Origin of the sequence: Sinosporangium siamense, from assembly GCF_016863435.1 — a bacterium.
Lineage (GTDB): Bacteria > Actinomycetota > Actinomycetes > Streptosporangiales > Streptosporangiaceae > Sinosporangium > Sinosporangium siamense.
The window spans coordinates 1-22,221 of the sequence record NZ_BOOW01000033.1 but is presented as its reverse complement, the minus strand read 5'-3'; the positions used below and the strand labels follow the sequence as shown (position 1 = coordinate 22,221).

The window sequence follows — 22,221 nt, the reverse complement described above, 5'->3', positions numbered from 1 at the left end:
CCGACGTGGTGGCCCGCGCACTGGCCACACTCGGCGTGGACCTGGTGTTCGGCGTGACCGGCGGATTCCCCATGACCACCGGCGGCACCCGTTTCATCGCCGCCGGCCATGAAGACGCGGCCGCCGTGATGGCCGGCGCATATGCCCGCATGAGCGGCAAGGTCGGCGTGGTGAGCATGCCCCGAGGATCGGAGCCGACCGGCGTCGCCGAGACCGGCTCTCCTCTCATAGTGCTGGTGAACGGGGCCACCTCAGAGTTCCACCACGAAGCGGTGACGAAGCGCTCCGCGGCCGAGACCGTCGCGGAGGCATATGCGACGGCGCTGCGCGACCAACGGGCCGTGCTCCTCGACATGCGGGCGCCACTTGCGGACGGACCACCCGCCATGCCTCTACGGCAGGCCCGCGTGTGGCCGTACGGCGGAGCCGAGGCCTTGGCGTGGATGTTGATGCGATCCGGCAAACCGGTGTTCATCGCCGGACGCGGCGCCCGCCGTGCCCGGCGTGAACTCGAAGAGCTGGCCGACCTCGTCGGCGCACTCCTCGCGACTTCGACGGCGGCCAAGGGACTCTTCCGCGGCAATCCGTGGGATCTCGACGTCAGCGGAGTCTTCTCCACGCCGTTGACCGCACGGCTTATACGCGGCGCCGACATCGTGGTGGCCTGGGGCTGCTCGCTCGACCCGCGAGCCACCCGGCACGGCACGTTGCTCGGGCCCGGCGTCGAGGTCGTCCAGATCGACCTCGACGAGGAGTCCATCGGCACCCATCGCCGGGTCTCCCTGGGCCTGGTCGGCGACATCCCCGAGGCGGCGGGGGCCGTCGCCGACGTTCTGCGTCCCGCGGGATCACGCCCATCCCCGGCTCCGCGCGGCTATCGCACACGGGTGCCGGCCGGCCGGATCGCAGCCGAACGCGACTGGCGATGCGTGCCGTACGAGGACACGAGCGGCAACGGTCGCATCGACCCCAGAACGCTCACCATCGCCCTGGACGACCTGCTCCCGAAAGAGCGCATTGTCGCCCCCGACACCGGAAATTCCGCGAGATATCCGGCCATGCTGTTGGACGTCCCCGATGAGGGCGGCTTCTGCTTCCCCCAAGGATCCCAGCCCACCGGCCTCGCCACCACGATAGGCGCCGCCCTGGCCCGCCCCGACCGCCTGCCGATCGCCGCCCTCGGCGACGTCGGCGGCGCACTCACGGATATCGCGGAGCTGGCGACGGTGATCCGCCTCGCACTCCCCATGGTGATCGTGCTCTACGACGACGGCACACACGACACGGCCCCCATCGCACCCGAGTACGGCTGCGCCGCCGTCACCGTCACCGCCGTGCCGGACCGTCGACGCCGTGACCACCTGGCTGAACGGCCCCCGCGACCACCCGCTGCTCATCCACGCCAAAGTCACTCACGCCCCTGCCGCAGGGTGGCCGGAGGAGGAATGGAAGTCCGCGGGATGAATCCCATGGACGGCGGTGGCCTACGTGCTGTAGTCCTCCCGGACATCGATCACCTCGTGAAGAAGTCCGTAACCCACTTCCCGTCCGGGAGGTGTTCGTGGGTCGGCGCTCCTCCTTGGCCCGCGTAGAGCAGTGCACGGTGGGCCTTCGGCGTGGTCTGCTTCACCTCGCGAAAGCGCCGGTTGAAGTTTGAGAGGTTGACGAAGCCGCATTTCGCGGCGATGGTCGCGATCGGCAGGTCCGTGTCGTGCAGAAGGCGGCATGCGGCGTTGAGCCGCACGACGGTGATGAACCGGGTAAGGGTGAATCCGGTCGACCGGGAGAAGAGCCGGCTCGCGGCGCTCGGGTTCATTTGCACGACGTCGGCGATGTCCCGCAGGGTGATCTGCGAGCGGTAGTGCTCGTGCACGTATGCCACGATCGACTCGATCCGCCGCGCGACTGCCATGCCGGACGCGGACTGGCCGGTGGCGAGCCGGACGTAGGGCCCGCGGCTGAGGGCGACAAGGATGTCCAGCAGCGCGACGGTCTTCTCCGCGGGCGTAAGATCATCGAGGGTGGCCAGCGCGGGCGGCACCTCGACGAATCGGAGTCCATCGGCCGAGGCGTCCAGGAGCGCGGCCACATCGGCGAACACCGGCTGATCGAAGAACCCCTCGCCGAGAACGTCCCTCGTGAACTGCACGACGATCGCCTCGATCGGCCCGCCTTCGGGGATCGATGCGTAGGTGTGGGCCAGATGCGGGCCGATCAGCACGAGGTCGCCGGGCTCGAACTGCTCGATCGAGTCTCCAATGAGCCGGGTGCCGGCTCCGCGCACGATGCACACCAGCTCGAACTCGGGATGGACGTGGCTGCGCGGCGTCAGCCAGGGCGGCTCAAGCCGGAAGTGCCGCCAGCCGAGCGGGTAGAGCGGCTCGAGGTGCTCGTAGACGACCGACATCCACGCCCTCCTTGATTGGCAAAAATCGTACCCATTCCGACAAACCACAGCGTTGTCGCAAGTACTCGGATCCTCGACGCTGAACACACGGGCCGTCGTCTCGTACGTCGCGTCCGGACACGCTGGTCCGGGTCTGCATGACGCTACCCGGCCCGCACCGCTGCTCAGCTATTCCACCCCACCGGAAGGTCGGCAATGGTCAAGAATGATGTCGAACAGGCAGGGCTCAGCAGGGGGGACGGGCTGACGATTCGCCCGTACCGGCCGTCCGATCGCGATGATGTGGTGGACGTCTGCCTCCGCACGGGGGCGAGCGGCGCCGACGCGACGGGGATGTACTCCGACGACACGCTCGTCGCCGACGTGGCGGCTCTGCCGTACCTGGAGTTCGCGCCTGATCTCGCATTCGTCGTCGACGACGGGGAGCACGCCCTCGGCTATGTCATCGGTGTCGCCGACACCGCCGAGTTCATCGCATGGTGGGAACGGAATTGGGCGCCCGGGTTCGCGGAGAGGCATCCGGAACCGGGTCCCCCGACCGGCCATGCGCCCGCGATCACCGAGGAGATGCTCGTCTGGGTGGGACTGCATCCCGAGGCGACCCGAATCCGCGAGATCGCCGACTACCCGGCGCACCTGCACATCAACCTGCTGCCCGATCTGCAAGGCCGGGGCTTCGGCAGGCGTCTGATCGAAACGTTCCGCAGAGCGCTCGCCGAGCGCGGGGTGCCGGCGCTGTACCTCGGCGTCGACTCCTCGAACACGGGGGCATTGGCGTTCTACGCTCGCCTCGGCTTCCACGAGCTGCGATCGAGCACACCGGAACATCGGTTGCTCGGCATCGCGACGACATCGTGACGCCACTCCCGTTCGTCCGGTCGTTCGGCGAGCGGATAGGTGCGGGGAGGATGCTCGAAGGCGACCTCCAGAGAACCTCCCCTGCCATGATGCAAAGAGCGTATTAGTATCGGCCACGGCAGACGTTGGCCGGACGCCCGCACTCAATCACTGTGTTCGGTATGAATACGTCCGTTTGTCGCATTACCGCGACGATTGCCCCACGCGGCGGGTTGGCCGGCCGGAGCCTGGGCGGGGAATCGGCCCCGGTCCGGTGTGCGAATGCGTAGCGGCGGCGAGCCAGGCCCCCTTGCCCCGGCGATGACCTGGCACACTCTCGCACCCGGCACGCCGGGCAGCCCGGAATGGTCGCATTCGGGAATCGCGGTCGACCAGGCGGGCACGGTCTACTGGGCCGACCCGGCCGGCGGCGCGATTCTGGTGCAGCCGTCCGCGGGCGGTCCCCCAAGCCGGATCGAGGTCCCGCTGCTCGAAATCCACGGAATCACCTACGATCACCGCGACGGGCGGGAGGTGTTGTGGCTCGCCGATCCCGGGTTCAAGATGCGGCCGCCCCGTTACGAGCCAGAGGCGCGCGACGGCAGCGCGGGGTGCCTCGACCTGGCGACTCGGGAGTTCCGCCCGCTTGCCCAGCCGGACCTTCCGCAATATGCCGAACAGCCGTGGCGGCCCACCGCGGTCGCGCTCGGCGCGGATGTCGTTGTCGTGGCCGACGGCTACGGCGCCAGTCTGGTGCACTTTTACCACCGTTCGGGGCACCTGCGGGCTCTGGACGGGAGCGATAGCGGGACGGGTTTCCGGTGTCCGCACGGCCTGGCGGTGCTCGGGCACGATCTGGTGGTCGCCGACCGCGGCAATCACCGGCTAGTCCTTTTCCGGCTGGACGGGGCATATCTCCGGAGCTTCACCCATCCCCGCCTGCGCAGCCCAACCGGTCTCGCCGTCCAGGGCAACACGCTCGTCGTCACCGATCTGGACGGTGCGCTGCTGGCGGTCGATCTCGCCGGTGACCGGCTGGAGGAGATCGTGCCTTTCCCGGCGGGCCGGAAACAGCCGGGGTGGCCGAATCTCGAACGCGAGGGCGTGACCGTACGGCCGGGACTGACCGCGGGAACGTTGAACAGCCCGCACGGGGTGGCGGTCGGCGCGGACGGCTCGATCTATCTCACCGAATGGGTCATCGGCGGGCGCGAGATTCGGCTGACCCCCTCGGTCGGCGAAGGGTGATTCCCGGCGTGACTAGCGGTTCCACCAGCGCCCGGATGTCGCCGGCCCCCACACCGTCCCCGAGGCAAAAGGAGTATCGGAACCCGTCATCGGAGGCGTTGTTCGCGGCGTCGCCGCCCGTGAGGGTTGAGGCAGGTACTCCCGTTCGGCCAAGACCGATCCTCGACAGGAGAGAATCCTCGTGAACGACCTATCCACACACACGGCGACCGCGGCCATCCGACGACTCAGCGGTCTCACCGCCGACCGCATCCACGTGGTCGTCAACGCCGCTATCGGGGATGGGTTTCGGGTTTGGGCCGCCGACGGGGACCTGCACGTCGATGCGTCGGGCGCGGGGGCGGCAGTCGCGGGCTACGCCGCCTTCGCCCGCCGTACCGGAGTGGCCCACGTGTCGCGGTTCGGCACCCGTCCGGTCGACCGTGACCTTCCCGCGGGCGTGGTGGTCGAACGACGGGCACAGCTCGGCCTGCGCGTCGCCTACAACCTCACGGTGCCGGGATACACGACGCCATACTTCGACTGGGCGCAGTGGGAAGCCGAGCTCGACCTGCTCGCCGCGAGTGGGATCAACGCCGCACATGTCACGCTCGGCCAGGAACTTGTCTACCTGGAGACGTTCACCCGGTTCGGGCACACGGAGGAAGAGGTCCTCCGATGGCTCGGGCCGCCGTCGCACCAGCCGTGGCTGTGGCTGAACAGCATCCAGAATTTCGGCAAGGGCACGACGCGGACGCTGGTCGAGAAGCGTGTCGAGCTGGCCCGCAGAGTCATCCGGCGAATGCGCGAGCTCGATATCACTCCGATTCTCCCGGGTTTCAGTGGCATCGTCCCGCCGAAGTTCGCTGAGCGCAACGAAGGCGCCCTGGTGGTTCCGCAAGGGCTCTGGTTCATGGACGCCGCCGGGCCGGAGCGACCGGACTGGCTCGACACTACCTCGGACAACTACGCCGCGGTCGCCGAAACGTTCTACGCGGCGCAACGTTCCGCGTTCGGTAGCAGCGGGATGTGGGCGGTGGACCTGCTCCACGAGGGCGGAACGACAGGCGGAGTCGACCTCGCGGAAGCCGCTCGTGGGGTGCAGCGGGCCATGACCGCCGCCGACCCGGACTCAACGTGGGTGCTGCAGGGCTGGATCGGCAACCCTCGCCGGGAACTGCTTGAGGCGATCGACCTGTCCCGGGTGCTCGTGCTCGACCTGACCGGTGAGGCCGCCGACGCCGACGGCGGCTTCCTGGACGCGAAGTGGGCGCTCGGCATCCTGCCGAACTACGGTGGCCGGACGGTGTTGTACGGAGACGTGGCGGCAGTCGCCGCGACGCCGAAGCGCTGGGCCGCGGACGCCGAACCGTCCTATCTCGCCGGTCTGACGAACATGGCGGAGGGCGTCGGGAACAACCCGGTGCTGTGGGATCTGTTCAGCGATCTCGCGTGGGCCGACGGTGAGATTCAGCTCGGCCCCTGGCTCGACGACTGGACGGCAGCGAGGTACGGCGCTGCCGACGAACACGCGCGTGCCGCATGGCAGACCCTGTTCGAGACCGCTTTCGGGCCGTGGCGGCACAACGACACGGGCGCCATTCCGGCCGAGTCGAAGCAGGCCATGGCAGGCAACGCGGTCGATGCGGCCGACGCCGGCAGAGAGCCCGTCTCGGAGGGGCCGTTGGCGGTGCTGGACATGACAGATCCTTCGCTGGCAAACTTCGCCACGCCGTACGGAAGCACCGATTCGGTGATCGCTGCCATCCCCAGCCTGCGGGCCAACCAGGCGAGCATGGTGGGGCCGCGTGCGCTGCCCTACCCGGAGAATGCGCTCATCCCCGCCCTGCGGGAACTGCTGGCCGCCGCCGATTCCCTGCATACCACGGGGTTCGCCTACGACCTCGCCGATGTCGCCCGCCAGGTGGCCGACGACGCCGCCCGCGCGGGCCTGCGGGCGATCGCCGAGGCGGCCGAGGCGAAAGACCTCGGTTCCTACGATGAACGCGTAGCCGAATACCTGGAGCTGATCGACGCCCAGGAAGCAGTCCTGCGCACCAACGAGCATTTCCTCCTCGGGCGATGGCTCGACGACGCCCGTGCGTGGGGTTCGACGGTGCAGGAGAGCACCTATCTCGCCGAGGAGGCCAAGCGGCTGCTGACCTCCTGGGGCTATGAGGACTCCACCTTCCTGATCGACTACGGGAACCGCGGCTGGTCGGGCCTCGTCGGCGACTACTACCGCTCCCGGTGGAGCGCCTGGCTGGGGCGAATCCGCGACGTCCTCGCCGGGGAGGCCACGACGCCGATCGACTGGTACCGGTTCACCGACGAGTGGATCCGGAGCAGCACGCAATATCCGAGCCGCCCGCACGGCGACCTGAAGACGGCTGCGAAGGCCGTTCTCGAGATCGCCGAACGGCTTACCTCGGCGAAATAGGCCGAGCGGGTTCGGGCTCTTTTCGAAGCAGAAAGCAGAAAGGAAGACGCCATGAAGATCGAGGTGAACCAGCAGGGCTGTGTGGGGTCCGGTCAGTGCGTGCTCGCCGCCGACGAGCTGTTCGACCAGGATGACGACGGCATCGTCATCCTGTTGCGCGACCACGCCGGTCCCGGACTCCGGGACTCCGCCCAGCGGGCGGCCTCACTGTGCCCTGCCCGCGCGATCACGCTTTCGGACTGAGCGGACACATGACCGCGAGACACGGCACAGTGATCGTCGGTGCGTCGATCGGCGGATTCACCACGGCGGAGTCCTTGCGCCGCGGTGGATACGAGGGCCGCATCACGGTGGTCGGAGAGGAACCGCACCTGCCGTACCACCGTCCACCGCTGTCCAAGCAGATCCTGGCCGGGGAGTGGACGCACGACGACGCGGCTATCGCGCCGGTCGAGACGATCTCCGCGCTGGGCATCGACCTCGTCCTCGGCACGCGGGCGACCGGTCTCGACACCGGCCGGCGTGTGGTCCACACCACGGAAGGCGAGTTGCGGTTCGACTCACTGGTGATCGCCACCGGGGTTTCCGCCCGGCGGCTCGGGCAGCGGTCCCCGCTCGCGGGGTTGCACACGCTGCGCACACTCGACGACGCGACAGGGCTCACCGCGGATCTCGCCGGTGCGGCGCGTGTCCTCGTCGCCGGCGCCGGGGTTCTCGGCAGCGAGATCGCGGCGGGGCTGGTCAAACGCGGTCTGGCGGTGACACTCGTCGGCAGGAGCCGGTCGATCCGGTTCGGCCAGGTGGGAGCGCTCCTCTCGCCGCGGCTGGCAGATCTCCACGAGAAGAACGGTGTGCACCTGCGGCTGGGGCTCCACGTCGTCAGGCTGCTCGGAACGGATCGCGTCGCCGGTGCGGTGCTGTCCGACGGCTCCGAGGTCGCCGCCGACGTCGTGGTGGCAGCGGCGGGAAGCAGCCCACGCGTCGAGTGGCTTGCCGGGTCGGGTCTGCGGATCGCCGACGGGCTCTGGTGCGATTCTGCGGGCCGCGCGGCGAAGGACATCTACGCGGTCGGAGATGTCGCCCGCCGGCCTGCGGCGTCGGGCACGGGCTCGACCCGTGTCGAGCACCAGCAGAACGCGATCGAACAGGCGCTCGCGGTGGCCGGCACGATTTCCACCGGTTTCCCGCACTCGCCGGACATCGTGCCGTTCTTCTGGTCGGAGCTTTACGGCACTCGCATCCAGGCATATGGGCGATTCAACGGCGCGAGCACCCTCGAGGTGGTCGCGGGCGACGCGGCGGAAGGGAAGTTCGTCGGCCTCGCCTTGTGCGGCAGCACGGCGGTAGGCGTCGTCGGCTGGAACCTGCCGCGCGCATTCCGCGAAGCGCGCGCACAGTTCACGTCCGGGTCACCGGATATCGGAGAAAGGCAGTTTGTCCCATGACAACGCATCCGGAGATCCAGGGATGTCCTTATCAGCATCCGCCCGTGATGCCCAGGGACGGCACTCCGTTCCGGCCCTCCCCGCAGTTCGCGCAGTGGCGTGCCGAGGCGCCGGCGACCCGGCTCACCGCCGAGGACGGGAACGTCGGGTGGTTCGTCACAGGCTACGAGCTGGCCCGCCAGGTGCTCCAGGACACCCGCTTCAGCCAGTCCGACCGGCGGACCCCGCTTGGACCCACACCGCTGCCGATGGGGAAGCCGATCGACGCGGAGAGAGGGCACGCCCTGATGGTGGGCAACGTCCTGGCTCTCGACCCGCCCGAGCACACAAGGATCCGCCGGGCGGTGGTCGGGCGTTTCTCGGTCCGCTGGGTGCGTGGGCAGCGGCCGGCGATCGGCGAGTTCGTCGAACGGCGACTCGACGAGATGCTCGCCGCCGGGTCCACCGCCGACCTGTTCGAGGATTTCGCCGTCCCGATTTCGGTCTTCGCCCACTGCCGAGTCCTGGGCGTCCCTGACGACAAGGTTGAGGAATTCGCCGCCGTCTTCGCCACCGAGGAACTGAGGTTCGGCGACATGGTGGAGTTCGCGGCCGGCGTGCTCGACCTGAAGGCCGACGACCTCGGCGAGGACACGGTCAGCGATCTCCTGCGCTCAGAGCTCACCGGACCCGAGCGGCTGGGGATCGCGACGGTGCTGATGGGCTCGGGGCGTGACGCGATCGCGTACATGATCGGAACGATCATGGTGTCGCTCCTGTCGGATCCCGGCCAGCTGGAGATCCTGCGGCGCGAGCCCGAGCGCATTCCCGCCGCGGTCGAGGAGTTCGTGCGGTTCCACGCGATGTTCATCTCGACCCATCCGCGAACCGTGGCGGAGGACGTGACCCTGGAGGGGATCGACTTCCGCAAGGGTGAACCGGTCTGGGTGTCCACAGTGGCCGCCAACCGCGACGGCGAGCGGTTCCCCGACCCGGACACCTTCGATGTCATGCGCGACGCATCCGGCCACCTCGCCTTCGGCCACGGCGTTCACGCGTGCATCGGACAGCAGCTGGCCCGTGTGGTGATCGCCGACGCGATCACCCGGCTGCTGCAGCGCCTCCCGGCGCTGCGCCTGGTCGAGGCCGAACAGCAGGCACCGATGGCGTTCGCCGGCGACCTGCCGACCTACGCCCCGGGAACCGTCCGCGTCACCTGGGATTAGTGCCCTCGAACCCGGAGGTGTCTTCGTGCCCCAATATGCCCCTCAACAGGATGAACTGCCCGCCGACCCCACCGCCCCGAAGGTACGGGTGTGGCCGATCCTGCTTGCGATGTTCGTGCTCAACGTCTTCGCCTACGCGGCGATCGTCGGGGCACTCCAGGTCCTGCTCCCCACGCAGGTGCGGCTCATCGCCGGGGACGGTGCCCCTTCCGCGCTTGCTCTGGTGACCGGGATCGCGGCGATCTCCTCGTTCGCCGTGCCGCCGTTCGTCGGGATCCTGTCGGACCGCACCCGGAGCCGGTGGGGCAGGAGAGCGCCGTGGATCTTCTTCGGCGGCTTAGGCACCGCCGGCACGCTGCTGATGCTCGGCTTGTCGGGAACCGTGGCCTGGCTCGTCGTCGGCTGGTTCCTGATGCAGGCGATGGTGAACATCGGGCTCAACGTCATCCTCGCCACGATTCCCGACCGGATTCCCGCGCACCGGCACGGCCTCGCGAGCACGGTCCAGGGGTTGGGGATGCCCGTCGGCGCCATTCTCGGGGTGCAGATCGGTGCCTACTTCGTCGATGCGATCTTCACCGGCTATCTGCTCCTGGCCATTCTGGTGCCGCTCGCCTCGCTGGTGAGCGCCTGGCTCACGCGCGAGGCGCGCGGCGTCGCGGCGGAGGTCCGCGAGCGGCGGCCGGTGCTCGCCGAGCTGCGCCAGACGTTCGCCAGCCTGCGGTTCCGTGACTACCGCTGGGTCTTCATCTCCCGGACCGTGCTCTACCTCGGCTTCGCCATGGTCAGCAGCTTCAACCTCTATGCCATGCAGGACTACATCAAGCTGCCGCCCGGCATGACCGCCGCCGAAGCGGTCGCGATCAGCTCGTCGTTCCTGCTCCCGCTCACCGTGGTCGGCACCGCCGTCGCCGGGCCGCTGGTCGACCGGTTCAAGCACCACCGGATGTTCGTGCTCGGGTCCGGGCTGGCGAGCGCGGCGGCGATGCTGATCCCGTTCGTGTGGCCGGTGTGGACCGCTTCGCTGATCAGCGGTGCCATCAGCGGCTTAGCCATGGGTCTGTACCTGGGCGTCGACCTCGCCCTGGCGACGCTGGTCATGCCCGCGGACGGCGACACCGGCCGAGACCTCGGTGTGTTTCACATCGCGCTCACCGCTCCCCAGGTCGTCGCCCCGTTCCTCGCCGCGATGATCGTCAGCTCACTCGGCGGCTACTCCCCCCTCTACCTCATCAGTGGAGTGATCTCGCTAATCGGGGCTCTCGCGGTGCTGCGCGTTCGCAGCAACGCCACCGCGGCAGCCATCGATGGAGCACCGGGACTGCTCCGCCCAGACGCGACCTGATCTCGTCCCCGGCTCACGGGCGGCCAAGGCGACGGCCTGGGCGTGGTCGCCGGAGGACTGCGCGGCTGTGCCCTTGCGCCTGCATGGATCGCTCAGGAGTCGTACTCGTCGTGCAGGCGCCACCATTCGTAAGGGCGGCTCTGCGGCCAGTTCTCGGGCGAGTCTTCCCAGGTCTCCTGCCGCCCGTATGGGGTCAGGTCGAGGAAGGTCCAGGTGCTGCCGAGGCGTTCGACGCCTCGGCCGCCAGTGACATAGGTGCGGTAGACCTCCTCCCCGTCACGGAGGAAGACGTTCAGTGCGAAGCCGTCACCTGCCCCCATGTCGTGGTTGAACGCGCCGCCGTCCGCCGCGGAGTACCACGGGATGGTCCACCCCATGCGTCGCTTGTACGGCGTGATCTCGGCCAGTGGCCCGTTGGAGACCAGCGCCAGGGAGACGTCGCGGGCGTGCAGGTGGGCCAGGTGGCCGACGTTGTCGGTGAACATCGAGCACCCTGAGCAGAACTCGTGGGCTCCGTGCCACATGAAGGAGTACACGATCAGCTGGCTGCGGCCCTCGAAGAGGTCCGGCAGGTGTCTCGGCGCGTCCGGGCCGTCGAACCGGTAGCTCTTGTCCACCCGGACCATCGGCAGCCGGCGGCGCTCGGCCGCCAGGGCGTCCTGCTCGCGGGTGAGCTGCTTCTCCTTGGCCAGCAGTGCGTCCCGCGCGCTGCGCCATTCCTGTTCCGAGACGATCGGGGGCCGGGCTGTCACGAGGTACTCCCTCTGTAGCTTTCTTGAAGGAAGGAACTCGTCGCACCATACCCAAGTAGCTTTCCTAAGGGAAGCTTGTTGCTATGGTGGCCGCATGCAGCGCACCCGGTTCAGCGATATGGCCTGTTCCATCGCCCGCACCTTGGACATCATCGGCGCGCCGTGGTCACCTCTGATCTTGCGGGACGTCTACGTCGGCATCACCCGCTTCGACGATCTCCAGCGTGACCTGGGCATCTCCAGCAAGGTGCTCAGCGAGCGGCTGAAGTGGCTCGTCGACCACGATGTGCTGGAACGCCGGGAATACTCACAGCGGCCCTCGCGACATGAGTACACGCTCACCGACAAGGGCCGGGAGTTGTGCGACCTGCTGCTGGTGATGGTGCGCTGGGGCGACCGGTGGACGGCGGGCGAAACGGGGCCTCCCGTTCTCTACCGCCACCATGCCTGCGGCCAGATCAGCCATGTGGAGCTGCACTGCTCGGTCTGCGCCCGCCCGATGCGGGCGACGGACATCGACGTGCTGCCCGGGCCCGGGTTATCAGCGACTGTCTGAGCCAGTACGACAGCGCAGTGGACCCCGTCATGGGATCGCGGGGCATGATGGGGGGATGTTGGAGGAGGTGGTCCGGCAGTTCGGAGCGGATCTGCTGGAAGTGCTGGTGGCTCCCCAGGGCCTTGGGGTGGTGGTCGGCGGGGTCGCGATCCGCGATCCGTTCGACGTGGAGCCGGCCGCCGCGGGGGCGCTGGTGCTGCTGGTGGGGGTGGATCCGGACGGGCCGGAGGCGGCGGACGTCGTCCGCGGGCTCGGCGGCGCGGCCGCCGTGGTGGTCAGGGGCACGGTCGCACGGCCGGAGCCGCTGGTCGAGGCGGCCCGCGAGGCGGGTGTGGCGTTGCTGGCCACACGTTGGCCGCTGCCCTGGACGCACCTCTATGTGCTGCTGGCCGGGTCGCTGCCGGAGACCGGCGTCGCAGACGGCGGGCGCGATCTGGGCGGTGTGCCACCCGGAGATCTGCCGGCTCTGGCGGACGCCGTGGCGGCGGCGCTGGACCGGCCGGTGGTGATGGTCGACACCCAATGGCGGCTGCTGGCATATTCCGCCATCCCCGGCCAGTGGAGCGACGACCTGCACCGGGAGATGATCCTCGGCAGAGCCGTGCCCGCTGGGAGCGCTCCCCCGCACACCCGCAGGGTGGTGCTGGGCGACGGACGCGCGCGGCGGTTCGATTTCGGCGAGCATTCCCGGATCGGCGTGGGGATCAGGACCGGAGCCGAGCCGCGCGGCATGTTGTGGGTGCTGGAGGGGCGGCAGCCGCTGCCCGACGAGCGGCTGCCGCTGGTGGAGGAGTTCGCCAGGCTGGCGGGTGTGCACCTGGGCCGGGCGCGGGCCGCCCGCACCGCGGCCAGGGAGCGGTTCTCCGAACTCACCGCCCGGGCACTCGACGGCGAGGCCACATGTGCGGAGCTCGGTCTCGATCCGCACGCCGGCCTGGCGGTCGTCGCGATCGGGGCGCTGGTGCCGATGGCCGGGGAGGCGCTGCTCGACGGGATAGCGACCTACCTTGAGGCCTACCGGCGGGTGCCCGCCTGTGTGCTGCGTGGTGAGACCGTGCACTGCCTGCTCTCGGCCCCCGCCGCCGGGGTGCGTGAGACGGTGGTGAGCCTGGCCAGGCGGGCGGGCGGCAGGCATCGGCTGGCCGCCGGTGTCGGGGGGCGTGTCACGGCCCCTGGGGATCTGCCCACTTCGCTGCGGCACGCCGTACTCGCCCTGGGCGTGGTGCGAGAGCATCCCGCCGATCCCCCCGTCGCCACCGTCGACGAGGTCCGTGTGCGGGCGGCGCTCGCCGAGGTGCACGAGCTGCTGAACGACCACCCCGACCTGCTCGTGCACGACATCGCGGCGCTTGAGGAGTGGGCGGCGGTCTGGGTGGAGGAGCACGGCGACGTGCGAGCGGCTGCCGCGCGGCTGGGCGTGCACCCCAACACGCTCAGATATCGGCTGCGCAAGCTCGTCGAGAGCGGTGCCGATCTCACCGACCCCGACATGCGCTACGTCGCCTGGATCCGGCGGAGGTTCTCCCTTTAGCGCCAGTACCATCTGGACAAACCCCACCCACCCGGTTTGGCGAGTCGGTCGAATCGCCCGCCCGCCGCCCCGGGGCATTGTGGGCTTATGACACCATCGCTGCCGTTGAGCGAGGTCCTCGCGGCCCTCGACGCCGGAGCCGCAGAGCGGGGCGGCCCCGTGCCCGCGACCACCCCGGCCGCACTGGCGGATCTGGTACGGCGGAAGCTCGGTGCGCCGATCCCGGAAAAAGGCACCGGCGCCGAAGAGGCCGTCAAAACCGTCGTCGGCCTGCTCGCCTACGGCGCGGCCGACCCCGCCGACCCCCGCTGCGCGGCGCATCTGCACTGCCCGCCGCTACCCGAGGCCGTCGCCGCCGACCTGGCGGTGTCCCTGCTGAACCAGTCGCTGGACTCGTGGGACCAGGCCCCGGCCGCGGTCACCATGGAACGCGAGGTGGTGCGCGCCCTGGCCGGGCTGGCCGGATATGGCGAGGCGGCGTCGGGCACGGTGACCACGGGCGGCACGGAGTCCAACCTGATGGGCCTCATGCTGGCGCGCGACGCGGCGGACAGCGGGGCGCGCAAGGTGGTGTTCTGCTCGGAGACGGCACACTTCTCCGTACGCCGCGCCGCGGCCCTGCTCGGCCTGGGCGAGGGCGCCGTCCAGGCCGTCCGAGTGGACGGGCGGCGGCGCATGGACGTGCACGCCCTGGACGCCGCGCTGGCCGCGTGCGTGGAGGGCGGCGATGTGCCGATCGCGGTGGTGGCGACCGCGGGGACGACGGACTGCGGGGCGATCGACCCGCTGCCGGAGATCGCCCGCACGGCCCGGCGATACGGCGCCTGGTCGCACGTCGACGCCGCCCACGGCGGCGGCGCGCTGTTCTCCGACCGGCTTTCGCCGCTGCTGCGCGGGCTGGCCGACGCCGATTCTGTGTCGATCGACATGCACAAGTTCGGCTGGGTGCCCGCCGCCGCGGGTGTCTTCCTCGTGCGGGACGCGGCGATGCTGGCGCCGCTGGAGTTGCGCGCGGCGTATCTCAATCCGGCCGACGACGAGGAGGAGGGCTACGACGGCCTGCTCGGCCTGTCCCTCCGCACGACCCGGCGGCCCGACTGCGTGAAGATCCTGACCGCGCTGCGGGCGCTCGGCCGGGCCGGGATGGGCGAGCGAGTGGACAGGTGCCATGACCTGGCGGTCGAGGCCGCACACCTGATCGCGGCCGACCCCGGTCTGGAGCTGGTCGCCGCGCCGGTGTTGTCGACCGTCGTCTTCCGCTATCGGGGCACCGACGCGGTGAACGCCGCCCTGCGCCGCCGCCTGCTCGCCGAGGGGCGCGCGGTGGTGGGGCGCACCGAGATGGGCGGGCGCATCTGCCTCAAGCTGACGCTGCTCAACCCGGCGGCGACGGCGGACGACCTGCGGGAGATCGTGCACGCCGTTGTGGCGGCGGGGCACGCGGAGGAGAGTGAGACACGGTGAACGTGCGTGAGTGGCTGGACGAGCGGCTGGCGCCGCTGGCCAAGGAATGTGACGTGCCGGGGGCGGCTGTCGCCGTACTCTCCGGCGGAGAGATCGTCGACGCGGCGGCCGGGGTGCTGAACACCGCCACCGGCTATCCCGTCACCACCGACTCGGTCTTCCAGATCGGCTCGATCGCCAAGGTCTGGACGGCCACGCTGGTGATGCGGCTGGTCGATGAGGGCAGGCTTGACCTCGACCGTCCGGTGGCCGATTATCTGCCCGGTTTCCGGGTGACGGATCCGGAGGTGTCCGCGACGGTCACCGCCCGGCACCTGCTCAGCCACGTGTCCGGCATCGAAGGGGACCTTTACCTCGACACCGGGCCGGGGGACGACGCTCTGGAACGTTTCATCGCCACGCTGGAGGAGACCGCTCCGCAGTCGTTCGCCCCGGGAGAGCTCTTCTCCTATTGCAACACCGGCTATTGCGTGCTGGGCCGGGTCGTCGAAGTGCTCACCGGTCACACCTTCGAGGCGGAGGTGGCCGAGCGGCTCGTCGCGCCGCTCGGGCTGGAAACCGTGGTCACCTCGGCGGCCGAGGCGATCGTGCGCAGGGTGGCGATCGGCCACTTCGACGGGGTGCCGACGCCGGTCTGGGCCATGCCGCGGTCCAACGCGCCGGCGGGGGCCACCCTCACCATGTCCGCCCGCGATCTCATGGTCTTCACCGGCGCGCACCTGCGCGGCGGCCGGCCGATCCTGTCGGCGGAGTCGGCGCGGGCGATGCGCGAGCCGCAGATCGCGCTGCCCCCGCGCACCGGCAGGCGCGGTAGCCACTGGGCGCTCGGCTGGGAGCTCTTCTCGTGGGAGGGCGGCACCGTCTTCGGGCACGACGGCAACAGCGTCGGCCAGACCGCGTTCCTGCGCGTCGTGCCGGAGCGCAATGTCGCGGTGGCCCTGCTGACCAACGGCGGCAGGAGCACCGAGCTGTTCCAAAGGCTGTTCCCGCCGCTCCTGTCCGGCCTGGCCGGGGTCACCGTGCCCGCTGCGGCCACGCCGCCCGAGCACCCGCCCGCGGTGGACCCGCGCCGTTTCACCGGGCGCTACGCCTCGCGGGCCCTAAGCGTCGAGGTGGCCGAGGCGGGCCGGGGGTTCACCCTCACCTTGCGCGACGACGAGGAGATCCAGAGCCTCGACGCCGTCGCACTCGACGCGGACACGCTGATCAGCGTCGACGCCGTCCCCGACAGCGGTGCGCACATGTCAGTGGCCTTCGTCGGCGACGCCGGCGGCGGGGCGCGTTTCCTGCATCTCGGCAGGGCGCTCCCGCGCGTGGCGGACTAGCCGCAGCGTGCTCCAGGCCAGCAACCTCGTGTCCGGATCGTGCAGGTCGAGCCCACGCGCGGCCAGGCGGCGGATGCGATAACGCAGCGAGTGCGGATGCAGGCCGGCCAGGTCCGCCGCCGTCCGCGCGTCGCCGAGGTGCTCGATCCACGCCAGCACCGCGTCCTCAAACCCTTGCAGCTCGCCGAGCCCGTGCACCAAGAGGTGCGGTGCGGCGGCCAGCAGCTCGTCCAGCTCCCTGGCCGCCACCCGGGCACGCACGTCCGCCACGCTCACAACGCGTTCCCCCTCGCGGAGTACGGCAAGAGCCAGCTCGGCCCGCCGCCTCGACACGGCGAGCCCGGCTGCATCGGCCGTCCGGTCGCCCACGCAGGCCACGGTGTCCCGCAGCGCCTCGACCAGGCCGCCTGCCGCCTCCCGCAGCGCGTCGGCGGCGGCCTGATCGGGCACCGGCACCAGGCAATAGACCGTGTCCCCGCGCAACACGCAGGCCGCCCCCCGGCGGCGGGCGCCGATATAGGCCGTCACGCCGTCGAGCAGGGCGCGCAGCCGGACGGGCGACGCCGGATGGGTCAGCCGCACGACGGCGACCGCCACACCCGCCGCCAGGTCGACGCCGAGGGCACGGCAGGCGGCCTCGGTGCCGGGCCCGCCGTCGATGGCCTGTCCGGCCAGTTCGCCGCGGCGTTCGCGTTCGGCGGTGCGGACGGCCTCGTGCCTGGCCAGATGGGGGCCGGCGAGCCGGGCGAGGTCCTCGACCAGCGGCAGCGCCGCGTCGGGCAGCGGCTCCCTGCCTTCCAGCACCCACAACATGCCAAGCGGCGTCTCCCCCACCCGGATGCCGGCGCCGATCCGTGGAACGTCGGTGTCGTCCGCTGTGTCGTTCTGGGTGTCCTCCCCGGTGCTGAACCTGAGCGCCCTGTCGCCGACGAGCAGGAGAGTGCGTGTGGCGGGCGGCGCGTCACGCTCCGGGACGCTTCTCGCCATGATGACCTCCCGCTGAAGGTCGTCGATCCACTGCCCTGGCACCGCGGAGTAGGCCAGGAGCCGCCACCGGGTGTCCACGATCATCACAGGCCGCCGCACCGCGGTGGCGACGGCGTCCGCGAGAGCGGGAAGGTCGCCGGGCGCCACGCCGGCCAGCGCCTCGGCGGCGTTCTCCGACCCCGGTCCGTGATCGCGTGCGGCCCGCACCATCATGGTGTGCACCTGGCTCCAGGGAAGCGGTTCACGCGGCGCGATCAGCGCCACCCCCGCCCGCGCCGCGGCGGTGAGGAGCGCGTCCGGCGGTGCGGGGCAGTGGCGGACGACCACCACCGCGCAGCCCGTGAGACCGGCGACGACGGCGGGGGCCTCGGGAGACCTGGGATCCACCCCGGTCAGCAGCACGACGGCGGCGGGACGCGGCGGGTGCGGGTCCAGGGGGTCGTGGATGGCGACGCCTGAGGCGGCTGTGCCGTACGACAGGCGGCCGGGCGCGGGCACGAGGGTGACGAAGACCTTCGGGTCGTTCAGCTCCATGTGTCCCCTCCTTGCCAAGGTGTCCCTCCACTGGAGCCCACGGCGCCCCCCGGAGTCGTGTCCCGATCGGACAACGGCCGGGCCTCGACGTTAGCCGATCGGGACAGATCACCACACGACCCCACACTTCACAGTGGTCCTATGAAGGCCCCACCCCTCCGGCACGCGTTACGCGAGCACAGTCTCACCCTCTACCCGGTGAGCGCGCTCGGCCTGCTGTTGATCAGCAACTCCTTCGCGGAGACCGCGTTCACCGTCCTTGGCCCCGACCTACGCAACGAGCTCGGGATGACCACGGGCGAACTGGCGACCGCGATGTCGGTCCAGTTCCTCGCGCTCACGGTGGCGCCGATGACACTGGCCTTCCTGTCCGGGAACCGCCCGAGACGCGCGGCGTTGTCGATCGCCACCGGGCTGGTGTGGAGCCTGGCCACCGCCGCCGTCGGCCTGACGGGGGGCATGGCGGGCCTCATGCTGGTGCTCTTGGTGTTCGGCCTGGCCAACGGCAGCACGGTGGCGCTGCACAGCCCGCTGCTCGTGGACACCTATCCGCCGGCCGTGCGGGCCAGAGTGCTCACGTTGTACGGCGCGGCCTCGGCGGCGGCCTATGTCGTGGCCCCGCTGCTGGTCTCCGCCCTCACCGGATGGCTCGACCTCGGCTGGCGGGCCGTCTTCCTCACGCTGGGCGGTCTGGCGACGCTGATGTGCCTGTGCGCGCTGGGCCTGCGCGACCCCGGCGTCGGCCGCTTCGAACCGGCGGCGGACGCGCGGAAGGGCCTGTGGCCCGTCGTGCGCTCCCTCCTACGGATCCCGACTGTGCGCCGGCTGATGGCGGGGTTCGCGGTGTTCGGCGCCCTGCAAGTGCCGGTCTCGACCCTGGTGTCGGTGCATCTAGAGGAACGCTGGGACCTCACCGCCGACGCCCGCGGCCTCTATTTCACCTGCGCCGCCGTGGCCATGCTGATCACTCTCGTCGTCTCCGGACGTTTCCTGGACGGCATGTTCCAGACGTCCCCCGGCCGGGTGGCGGTCGCCTCGGGTGTCACCGTGGCGGGCAGCGCCCTCGCCTACACCGCGGGCATCCTGGCGCCGGCGCTGCCATTGGCGCTCGCCCTCTTCCTGGCCGCCGCGGCGGCGCAGGCGCACATCATCCCGGCCACCCAGCTGATGTCGCTGTCGGTGATCTCACCGGCCCACCGGGCACACGCCTCCGCGTTGTTCGCCCTGGCCATCGCCGTCGGCGGGTTGTTCGGCGCGGGGGTGCTCGCCGGGTTCGAGCAGGCCCTGGGCGCGGCAGGCTCCGTGGCGGCGATAGCCGTACCCGGCCTGCTCGCCGCCTTCGTCATCGCCTCGGCCCGCCGTACCCTGCCCGCCGATCTCCTCGCCTTGCGGGCGGCCGAGCCGGAAGGAGCCAAATGAAGGACCTCTTCGGGAAGCCGGCGTTCGCCCGCACCCGTGACGGGCGGCGGTTGCACTATGTGACTCAGGGGGAGGGCGAGCCGAGGGTCGTCTTCGAATCGGGGCTCGGCGCCACACGCACCGAATGGGGCATGGTCATGCCTGCCGTCGCCGAGCACGCGGCGGTGCTCGCCTATGACCGCGCGGGGCTCGGCCGCAGCGAGCCCGACCACATGCCGCGCGACCACGCCAGGATGGCCGAGGACCTGCTCGACCTCCTCGACGGCACCGGGGTGAGGCGGTGCGTGCTGGTGGGGCACAGCCTGGGCGGCGCGCTGGTCACGCTGTTCGCGCTGCGGTATCCCGCGCGGGTCGCCGGGCTGGTGCTGGTGGACCCGTCGGTGCCGCCCGAGGACGTGAAGCTGCCCGACCGGCCGCTCTACCGCGCCGCCCGCCTTCTGCAACCGCTCAGCGACGTGGTGGAGGCCGTGCAGTTGCGCGCCGGGGAGGTCCTGGCCCGGTTCGGCGCCGCTCCGGTGGCGAGTGAGCTGCGGAAGATGGCGGAGCCATTCCCGCCTGATATGCGGGCCGAGATCCTGGACGAGCTGGCGCGCCCGGCGACGTTCCGGGCCACACGGGCGGAGACCGCTGGCCAGGGGCCCAGCCTGTCCGCCCTGCACAGGCTGCTCAAGACCGAACGCCTCCCCCACGTGCCCGTCACCGTGATCAGCGGTGCGCTGCGCCCCGCGTCGTTCGCCGACCTGTGGCGGGCCTTGGAGGACTGCCATCGGCGGCTCGCCGGGGCGCAGCCGTACGGCAGGCATGTCGTGGCCGGGCGTTCGGGGCACATGGTGCCGCAGGACGAGCCCGGCCTGGTCGCCGAGGAGATCCTGCGGGTCGTGCGGGAGGCCGGGGCGTGATCGAGGAGCACACCCTGGGCAACGGACTGCGTGTCGTCGTCCACCCGCGCCGCCGGGTGCCGCTGGCCGCGGTCAACATACGGTACGGCGTGGGCTCGCGGCACGAGGCACCCGGCAGAACCGGCCTGGCCCACCTGTTCGAGCACCTGATGTTCCAGGGGTCGGCGCACGTGGCCGAGGGAGAGCACGCCGCGGTGATGGAGCGGGCCGGGGCGCCCTACGACGGTGAGACGTGGTGGGAGCACACGACCTACCACCAGACGGTGCCGATCGGGCACCTCGACCTGACACTCTGGCTGGAGGCCGACCGGATGGGCACGCTGCCCGCGGCGTTGTCCCGGCCCCGCCTCGACAACCAGCGCGACGTGGTGAAGAACGAGATCCGGCAACGGTTGTTCGGCAGGCCGTACGGCACGGCGATCGCCCACCTCCCCGCGCTGGCCTTCCCCGAGGCGCACCCCTACGCGCACACCCCACTGGGCTCGGCGGCCGACCTGGACGCCACGACCACGGCCGACTGCCTGGACTTCCACGCCGCCCACTACGCGCCGGACAACGCGGTCCTCGCTGTCGCGGGCGACGTCGACCCCGGGCGGGTGTTCGAGGCCGCGGAACGCCGCTTCGGCCACCTGGCGCGCGGCGCGGGGAGGCCGGAGGCCCGGGACGGCGCGGTCGGCCCGGCGCGGGGGGAGGCCCGGATGCGGGTCGCGGAGGAGGTGCCGGCGCCGGCGTTGTTCCGCGTCTACCGGCTGCCCGCCGACGGCACTCCGGAGATCGAGGCGGCCGACCTGGCCTTGCGGCTGCTCGGCGAGGGCAGGCACTCCCGGCTGCACGACCGCCTGGTCAGGCGGGACGGGCTCGCGCCGGCCTGCGAGACGCAGGTGCACCGGTTCGCCGGGACATGTTCGCTCGGCGTGCTCGCCGTCTATGCGGCGGAGGGCGCCGATCTCGCGGCGGTCGAGGAGGCACTGGACGCCGAGATCCTCCGGCTGTCCGCGGACGGCCCCCGCGCCGAGGAGATCACGCGCCTCCACGCCCAGGCCGAACGGCGTTTCCTCGACCGGACCTCGACCCTCGCGGGCCTGGCGGGCGAGCTCACGCTGCACGCGCTCCAGTTCGGCGACGCCGGTCGCGCGTTCACCGCCGCCCGCCGTGCGTCCGCCGTCACCGGCGGCGATGTCGCCGCGGCCGCCACCCGGCTCACCCCGGACAACCGGGGTGTCCTGATCTACGAAAAGAGCCGCTGATGCCCCGGCCCGTCCCGGCCCCTCCCGCGCCCTGGCGTTTCCCCGCCGTACGGCATGAGCCCGGCACCGTGGCCTGTCACCTTCCGGGCTGCGAGCCGGTGGCCGTGCGCCTCGTCCTTCCCGGCGGTGCGCGGCGGGAACCCGAAGGGCTCGACGGCGTGGCCGCCGTCACGGCCCGGACGTTGGCGGCTGGGCTCACCTCCCGGCTGGAGGCCCTCGGGGCGACACTGCGGGCCGAGGTGGACCTGTCCTCCTCGCGCCTCGTGCTCGACGTGCCGTCCCGGCATCTGGCCGAGGCGATGGAGACGACGGCTCGGGCCGTCGCGGAGCCGGTGTTCGATGCCGGTGAGGTGGCGGCGATCCGCAGCGAACTGATCGAGGAGTTCACCCTGGAGCGCGCACAACCTGCCGTGCGCGCCAGATGGGAACTGCTCGCCGCCCTGGCCGCCTCGGGTGAGCGGGCCGGCCGGCCACCCTTCGGCACACCGGACACGCTCGCACGTGTCGGCGCCGACGCCGTCTCGGCCTTCCACTCGGCGCATAAGAGCGCCTGGGCGACCGTGCTGGCTGGTGAGATCGCCGACCTCCCGAACCTCGGGCT

Annotated in this window: 19 protein-coding genes; 16 read left to right on the top strand and 3 right to left on the bottom strand. The window is 70.9% G+C overall.

Annotated elements, in window-relative coordinates:
• The coding region (locus tag Ssi02_RS26010) for a thiamine pyrophosphate-binding protein (RefSeq protein WP_239129709.1) at positions 1-1,592 on the top strand (1,592 nt) is incomplete at its 5' end.
• On the opposite strand, the gene Ssi02_RS26005 is transcribed toward Ssi02_RS26010, so the two are convergent.
• Positions 1,514-2,407: an AraC family transcriptional regulator gene (locus Ssi02_RS26005; RefSeq protein ID WP_204030198.1), complete on the bottom strand. Its 894-nt coding sequence runs from the start codon at positions 2,405-2,407 to the stop codon at positions 1,514-1,516. The genes Ssi02_RS26010 and Ssi02_RS26005 overlap by 79 nt on opposite strands.
• 195 nt (positions 2,408-2,602) lie before the next feature.
• Here Ssi02_RS26005 and Ssi02_RS26000 point away from each other — a divergent pair, with 195 nt between their 5' ends.
• From Ssi02_RS26000 to Ssi02_RS25970, 7 genes are all read left to right on the top strand, one after another.
• The gene (locus Ssi02_RS26000) at positions 2,603-3,265 is read left to right on the top strand and encodes a GNAT family N-acetyltransferase (RefSeq protein WP_204030197.1); all 663 of its coding nucleotides are present in this window, start codon (positions 2,603-2,605) and stop codon (positions 3,263-3,265) included.
• Positions 3,266-3,526: 261 nt separating this feature from the next.
• Entirely contained in the window at positions 3,527-4,492 is a 966-nt protein-coding gene (locus Ssi02_RS25995; protein ID WP_204030196.1) for an NHL repeat-containing protein, read from the top strand.
• A 181-nt stretch (positions 4,493-4,673) separates the two neighbouring features.
• Positions 4,674-6,911, top strand: coding sequence for an alpha-N-acetylglucosaminidase (locus tag Ssi02_RS25990; protein WP_204030195.1), 2,238 nt, complete (start codon positions 4,674-4,676; stop codon positions 6,909-6,911).
• Positions 6,912-6,962: 51 nt separating this feature from the next.
• Positions 6,963-7,154: a ferredoxin gene (locus Ssi02_RS25985; RefSeq protein ID WP_204030194.1), complete on the top strand. Its 192-nt coding sequence runs from the start codon at positions 6,963-6,965 to the stop codon at positions 7,152-7,154.
• Positions 7,155-7,162: 8 nt separating this feature from the next.
• Positions 7,163-8,356 carry an NAD(P)/FAD-dependent oxidoreductase gene (locus Ssi02_RS25980; RefSeq protein ID WP_204030193.1) on the top strand — a complete coding sequence of 398 codons (1,194 nt, stop codon included), beginning with the start codon at positions 7,163-7,165 and terminating at the stop codon, positions 8,354-8,356.
• Positions 8,353-9,561, top strand: a complete 1,209-nt coding sequence (locus Ssi02_RS25975; protein ID WP_204030192.1) for a cytochrome P450 — start codon at positions 8,353-8,355, stop codon at positions 9,559-9,561. The genes Ssi02_RS25980 and Ssi02_RS25975 overlap by 4 nt, the downstream gene beginning before the upstream one ends.
• Positions 9,562-9,586: 25 nt before the next feature.
• The gene (locus Ssi02_RS25970; RefSeq protein ID WP_204030191.1) at positions 9,587-10,906 is read left to right on the top strand and encodes an MFS transporter; all 1,320 of its coding nucleotides are present in this window, start codon (positions 9,587-9,589) and stop codon (positions 10,904-10,906) included.
• Between the two features lie 92 nt (positions 10,907-10,998).
• Here the strand turns inward: Ssi02_RS25970 and Ssi02_RS25965 are convergent, their stop codons facing one another.
• Positions 10,999-11,658, bottom strand: a complete 660-nt coding sequence (locus Ssi02_RS25965; protein WP_204030190.1) for a DUF899 domain-containing protein — start codon at positions 11,656-11,658, stop codon at positions 10,999-11,001.
• A gap of 94 nt (positions 11,659-11,752) precedes the next feature.
• On the opposite strand from Ssi02_RS25965, the gene Ssi02_RS25960 reads away from it, so the two are divergent.
• From Ssi02_RS25960 to Ssi02_RS25945, 4 genes are all read left to right on the top strand, one after another.
• Complete coding sequence (locus Ssi02_RS25960) at positions 11,753-12,214, top strand: winged helix-turn-helix transcriptional regulator (protein ID WP_204030189.1); 462 nt, start codon at positions 11,753-11,755, stop codon at positions 12,212-12,214.
• A gap of 55 nt (positions 12,215-12,269) precedes the next feature.
• Complete coding sequence (locus Ssi02_RS25955) at positions 12,270-13,745, top strand: helix-turn-helix domain-containing protein (RefSeq protein ID WP_204030188.1); 1,476 nt, start codon at positions 12,270-12,272, stop codon at positions 13,743-13,745.
• Between the two features lie 87 nt (positions 13,746-13,832).
• Positions 13,833-15,209 (top strand): pyridoxal phosphate-dependent decarboxylase family protein, encoded by a 1,377-nt coding sequence (locus Ssi02_RS25950; protein WP_204030187.1) that lies wholly within the window; start codon positions 13,833-13,835, stop codon positions 15,207-15,209.
• Positions 15,206-16,534: a serine hydrolase domain-containing protein gene (locus tag Ssi02_RS25945; RefSeq protein ID WP_204030186.1), complete on the top strand. Its 1,329-nt coding sequence runs from the start codon at positions 15,206-15,208 to the stop codon at positions 16,532-16,534. Before Ssi02_RS25950 ends, Ssi02_RS25945 begins: the two co-directional genes overlap by 4 nt.
• Here the strand turns inward: Ssi02_RS25945 and Ssi02_RS25940 are convergent.
• On the bottom strand, positions 16,454-18,055 hold the full coding sequence (locus Ssi02_RS25940; RefSeq protein WP_204030185.1) for a PucR family transcriptional regulator: 1,602 nt from the start codon (positions 18,053-18,055) through the stop codon (positions 16,454-16,456). The genes Ssi02_RS25945 and Ssi02_RS25940 overlap by 81 nt on opposite strands.
• Before the next feature lie 141 nt (positions 18,056-18,196).
• On the opposite strand from Ssi02_RS25940, the gene Ssi02_RS25935 reads away from it, so the two are divergent.
• The 4 genes from Ssi02_RS25935 to Ssi02_RS25920 all read left to right on the top strand — a co-directional run.
• Positions 18,197-19,474 (top strand): MFS transporter, encoded by a 1,278-nt coding sequence (locus Ssi02_RS25935; RefSeq protein WP_204030184.1) that lies wholly within the window; start codon positions 18,197-18,199, stop codon positions 19,472-19,474.
• A complete protein-coding gene (locus tag Ssi02_RS25930) occupies positions 19,471-20,373 on the top strand; it encodes an alpha/beta fold hydrolase (RefSeq protein ID WP_204030183.1) in 903 nt (300 codons plus the stop codon). Before Ssi02_RS25935 ends, Ssi02_RS25930 begins: the two co-directional genes overlap by 4 nt.
• Positions 20,370-21,620, top strand: a complete 1,251-nt coding sequence (locus tag Ssi02_RS25925) for a M16 family metallopeptidase (protein ID WP_204030182.1) — start codon at positions 20,370-20,372, stop codon at positions 21,618-21,620. The genes Ssi02_RS25930 and Ssi02_RS25925 overlap by 4 nt, the downstream gene beginning before the upstream one ends.
• Positions 21,620-22,221, top strand: a 602-nt coding sequence (locus tag Ssi02_RS25920) for an insulinase family protein (RefSeq protein WP_204030181.1), incomplete at its 3' end; no start/stop codon positions are given. The genes Ssi02_RS25925 and Ssi02_RS25920, both read left to right, overlap by 1 nt.

Excerpts from the sequence above, each read along its gene's own strand:
- Ssi02_RS26005 (WP_204030198.1), bottom strand. The coding sequence starts at position 2,407 with ATGTCGGTCGTCTACGAGCACCTCGAGCCGCTCTACCCGCTCGGCTGG.
- Ssi02_RS25985 (WP_204030194.1), top strand. The coding sequence starts at position 6,963 with ATGAAGATCGAGGTGAACCAGCAGGGCTGTGTGGGGTCCGGTCAGTGC.
- Ssi02_RS25955 (WP_204030188.1), top strand. The coding sequence starts at position 12,270 with ATGTTGGAGGAGGTGGTCCGGCAGTTCGGAGCGGATCTGCTGGAAGTG.
- Ssi02_RS25940 (WP_204030185.1), bottom strand. The coding sequence starts at position 18,055 with ATGGAGCTGAACGACCCGAAGGTCTTCGTCACCCTCGTGCCCGCGCCC.
- Ssi02_RS25960 (WP_204030189.1), top strand. The coding sequence starts at position 11,753 with ATGCAGCGCACCCGGTTCAGCGATATGGCCTGTTCCATCGCCCGCACC.
- Ssi02_RS25950 (WP_204030187.1), top strand. The coding sequence starts at position 13,833 with ATGACACCATCGCTGCCGTTGAGCGAGGTCCTCGCGGCCCTCGACGCC.
- Ssi02_RS25975 (WP_204030192.1), top strand. The coding sequence starts at position 8,353 with ATGACAACGCATCCGGAGATCCAGGGATGTCCTTATCAGCATCCGCCC.
- Ssi02_RS25980 (WP_204030193.1), top strand. The coding sequence starts at position 7,163 with ATGACCGCGAGACACGGCACAGTGATCGTCGGTGCGTCGATCGGCGGA.
- Ssi02_RS26000 (WP_204030197.1), top strand. The coding sequence starts at position 2,603 with ATGGTCAAGAATGATGTCGAACAGGCAGGGCTCAGCAGGGGGGACGGG.
- Ssi02_RS25995 (WP_204030196.1), top strand. The coding sequence starts at position 3,527 with ATGCGTAGCGGCGGCGAGCCAGGCCCCCTTGCCCCGGCGATGACCTGG.
- Ssi02_RS25930 (WP_204030183.1), top strand. The coding sequence starts at position 19,471 with ATGAAGGACCTCTTCGGGAAGCCGGCGTTCGCCCGCACCCGTGACGGG.
- Ssi02_RS25935 (WP_204030184.1), top strand. The coding sequence starts at position 18,197 with ATGAAGGCCCCACCCCTCCGGCACGCGTTACGCGAGCACAGTCTCACC.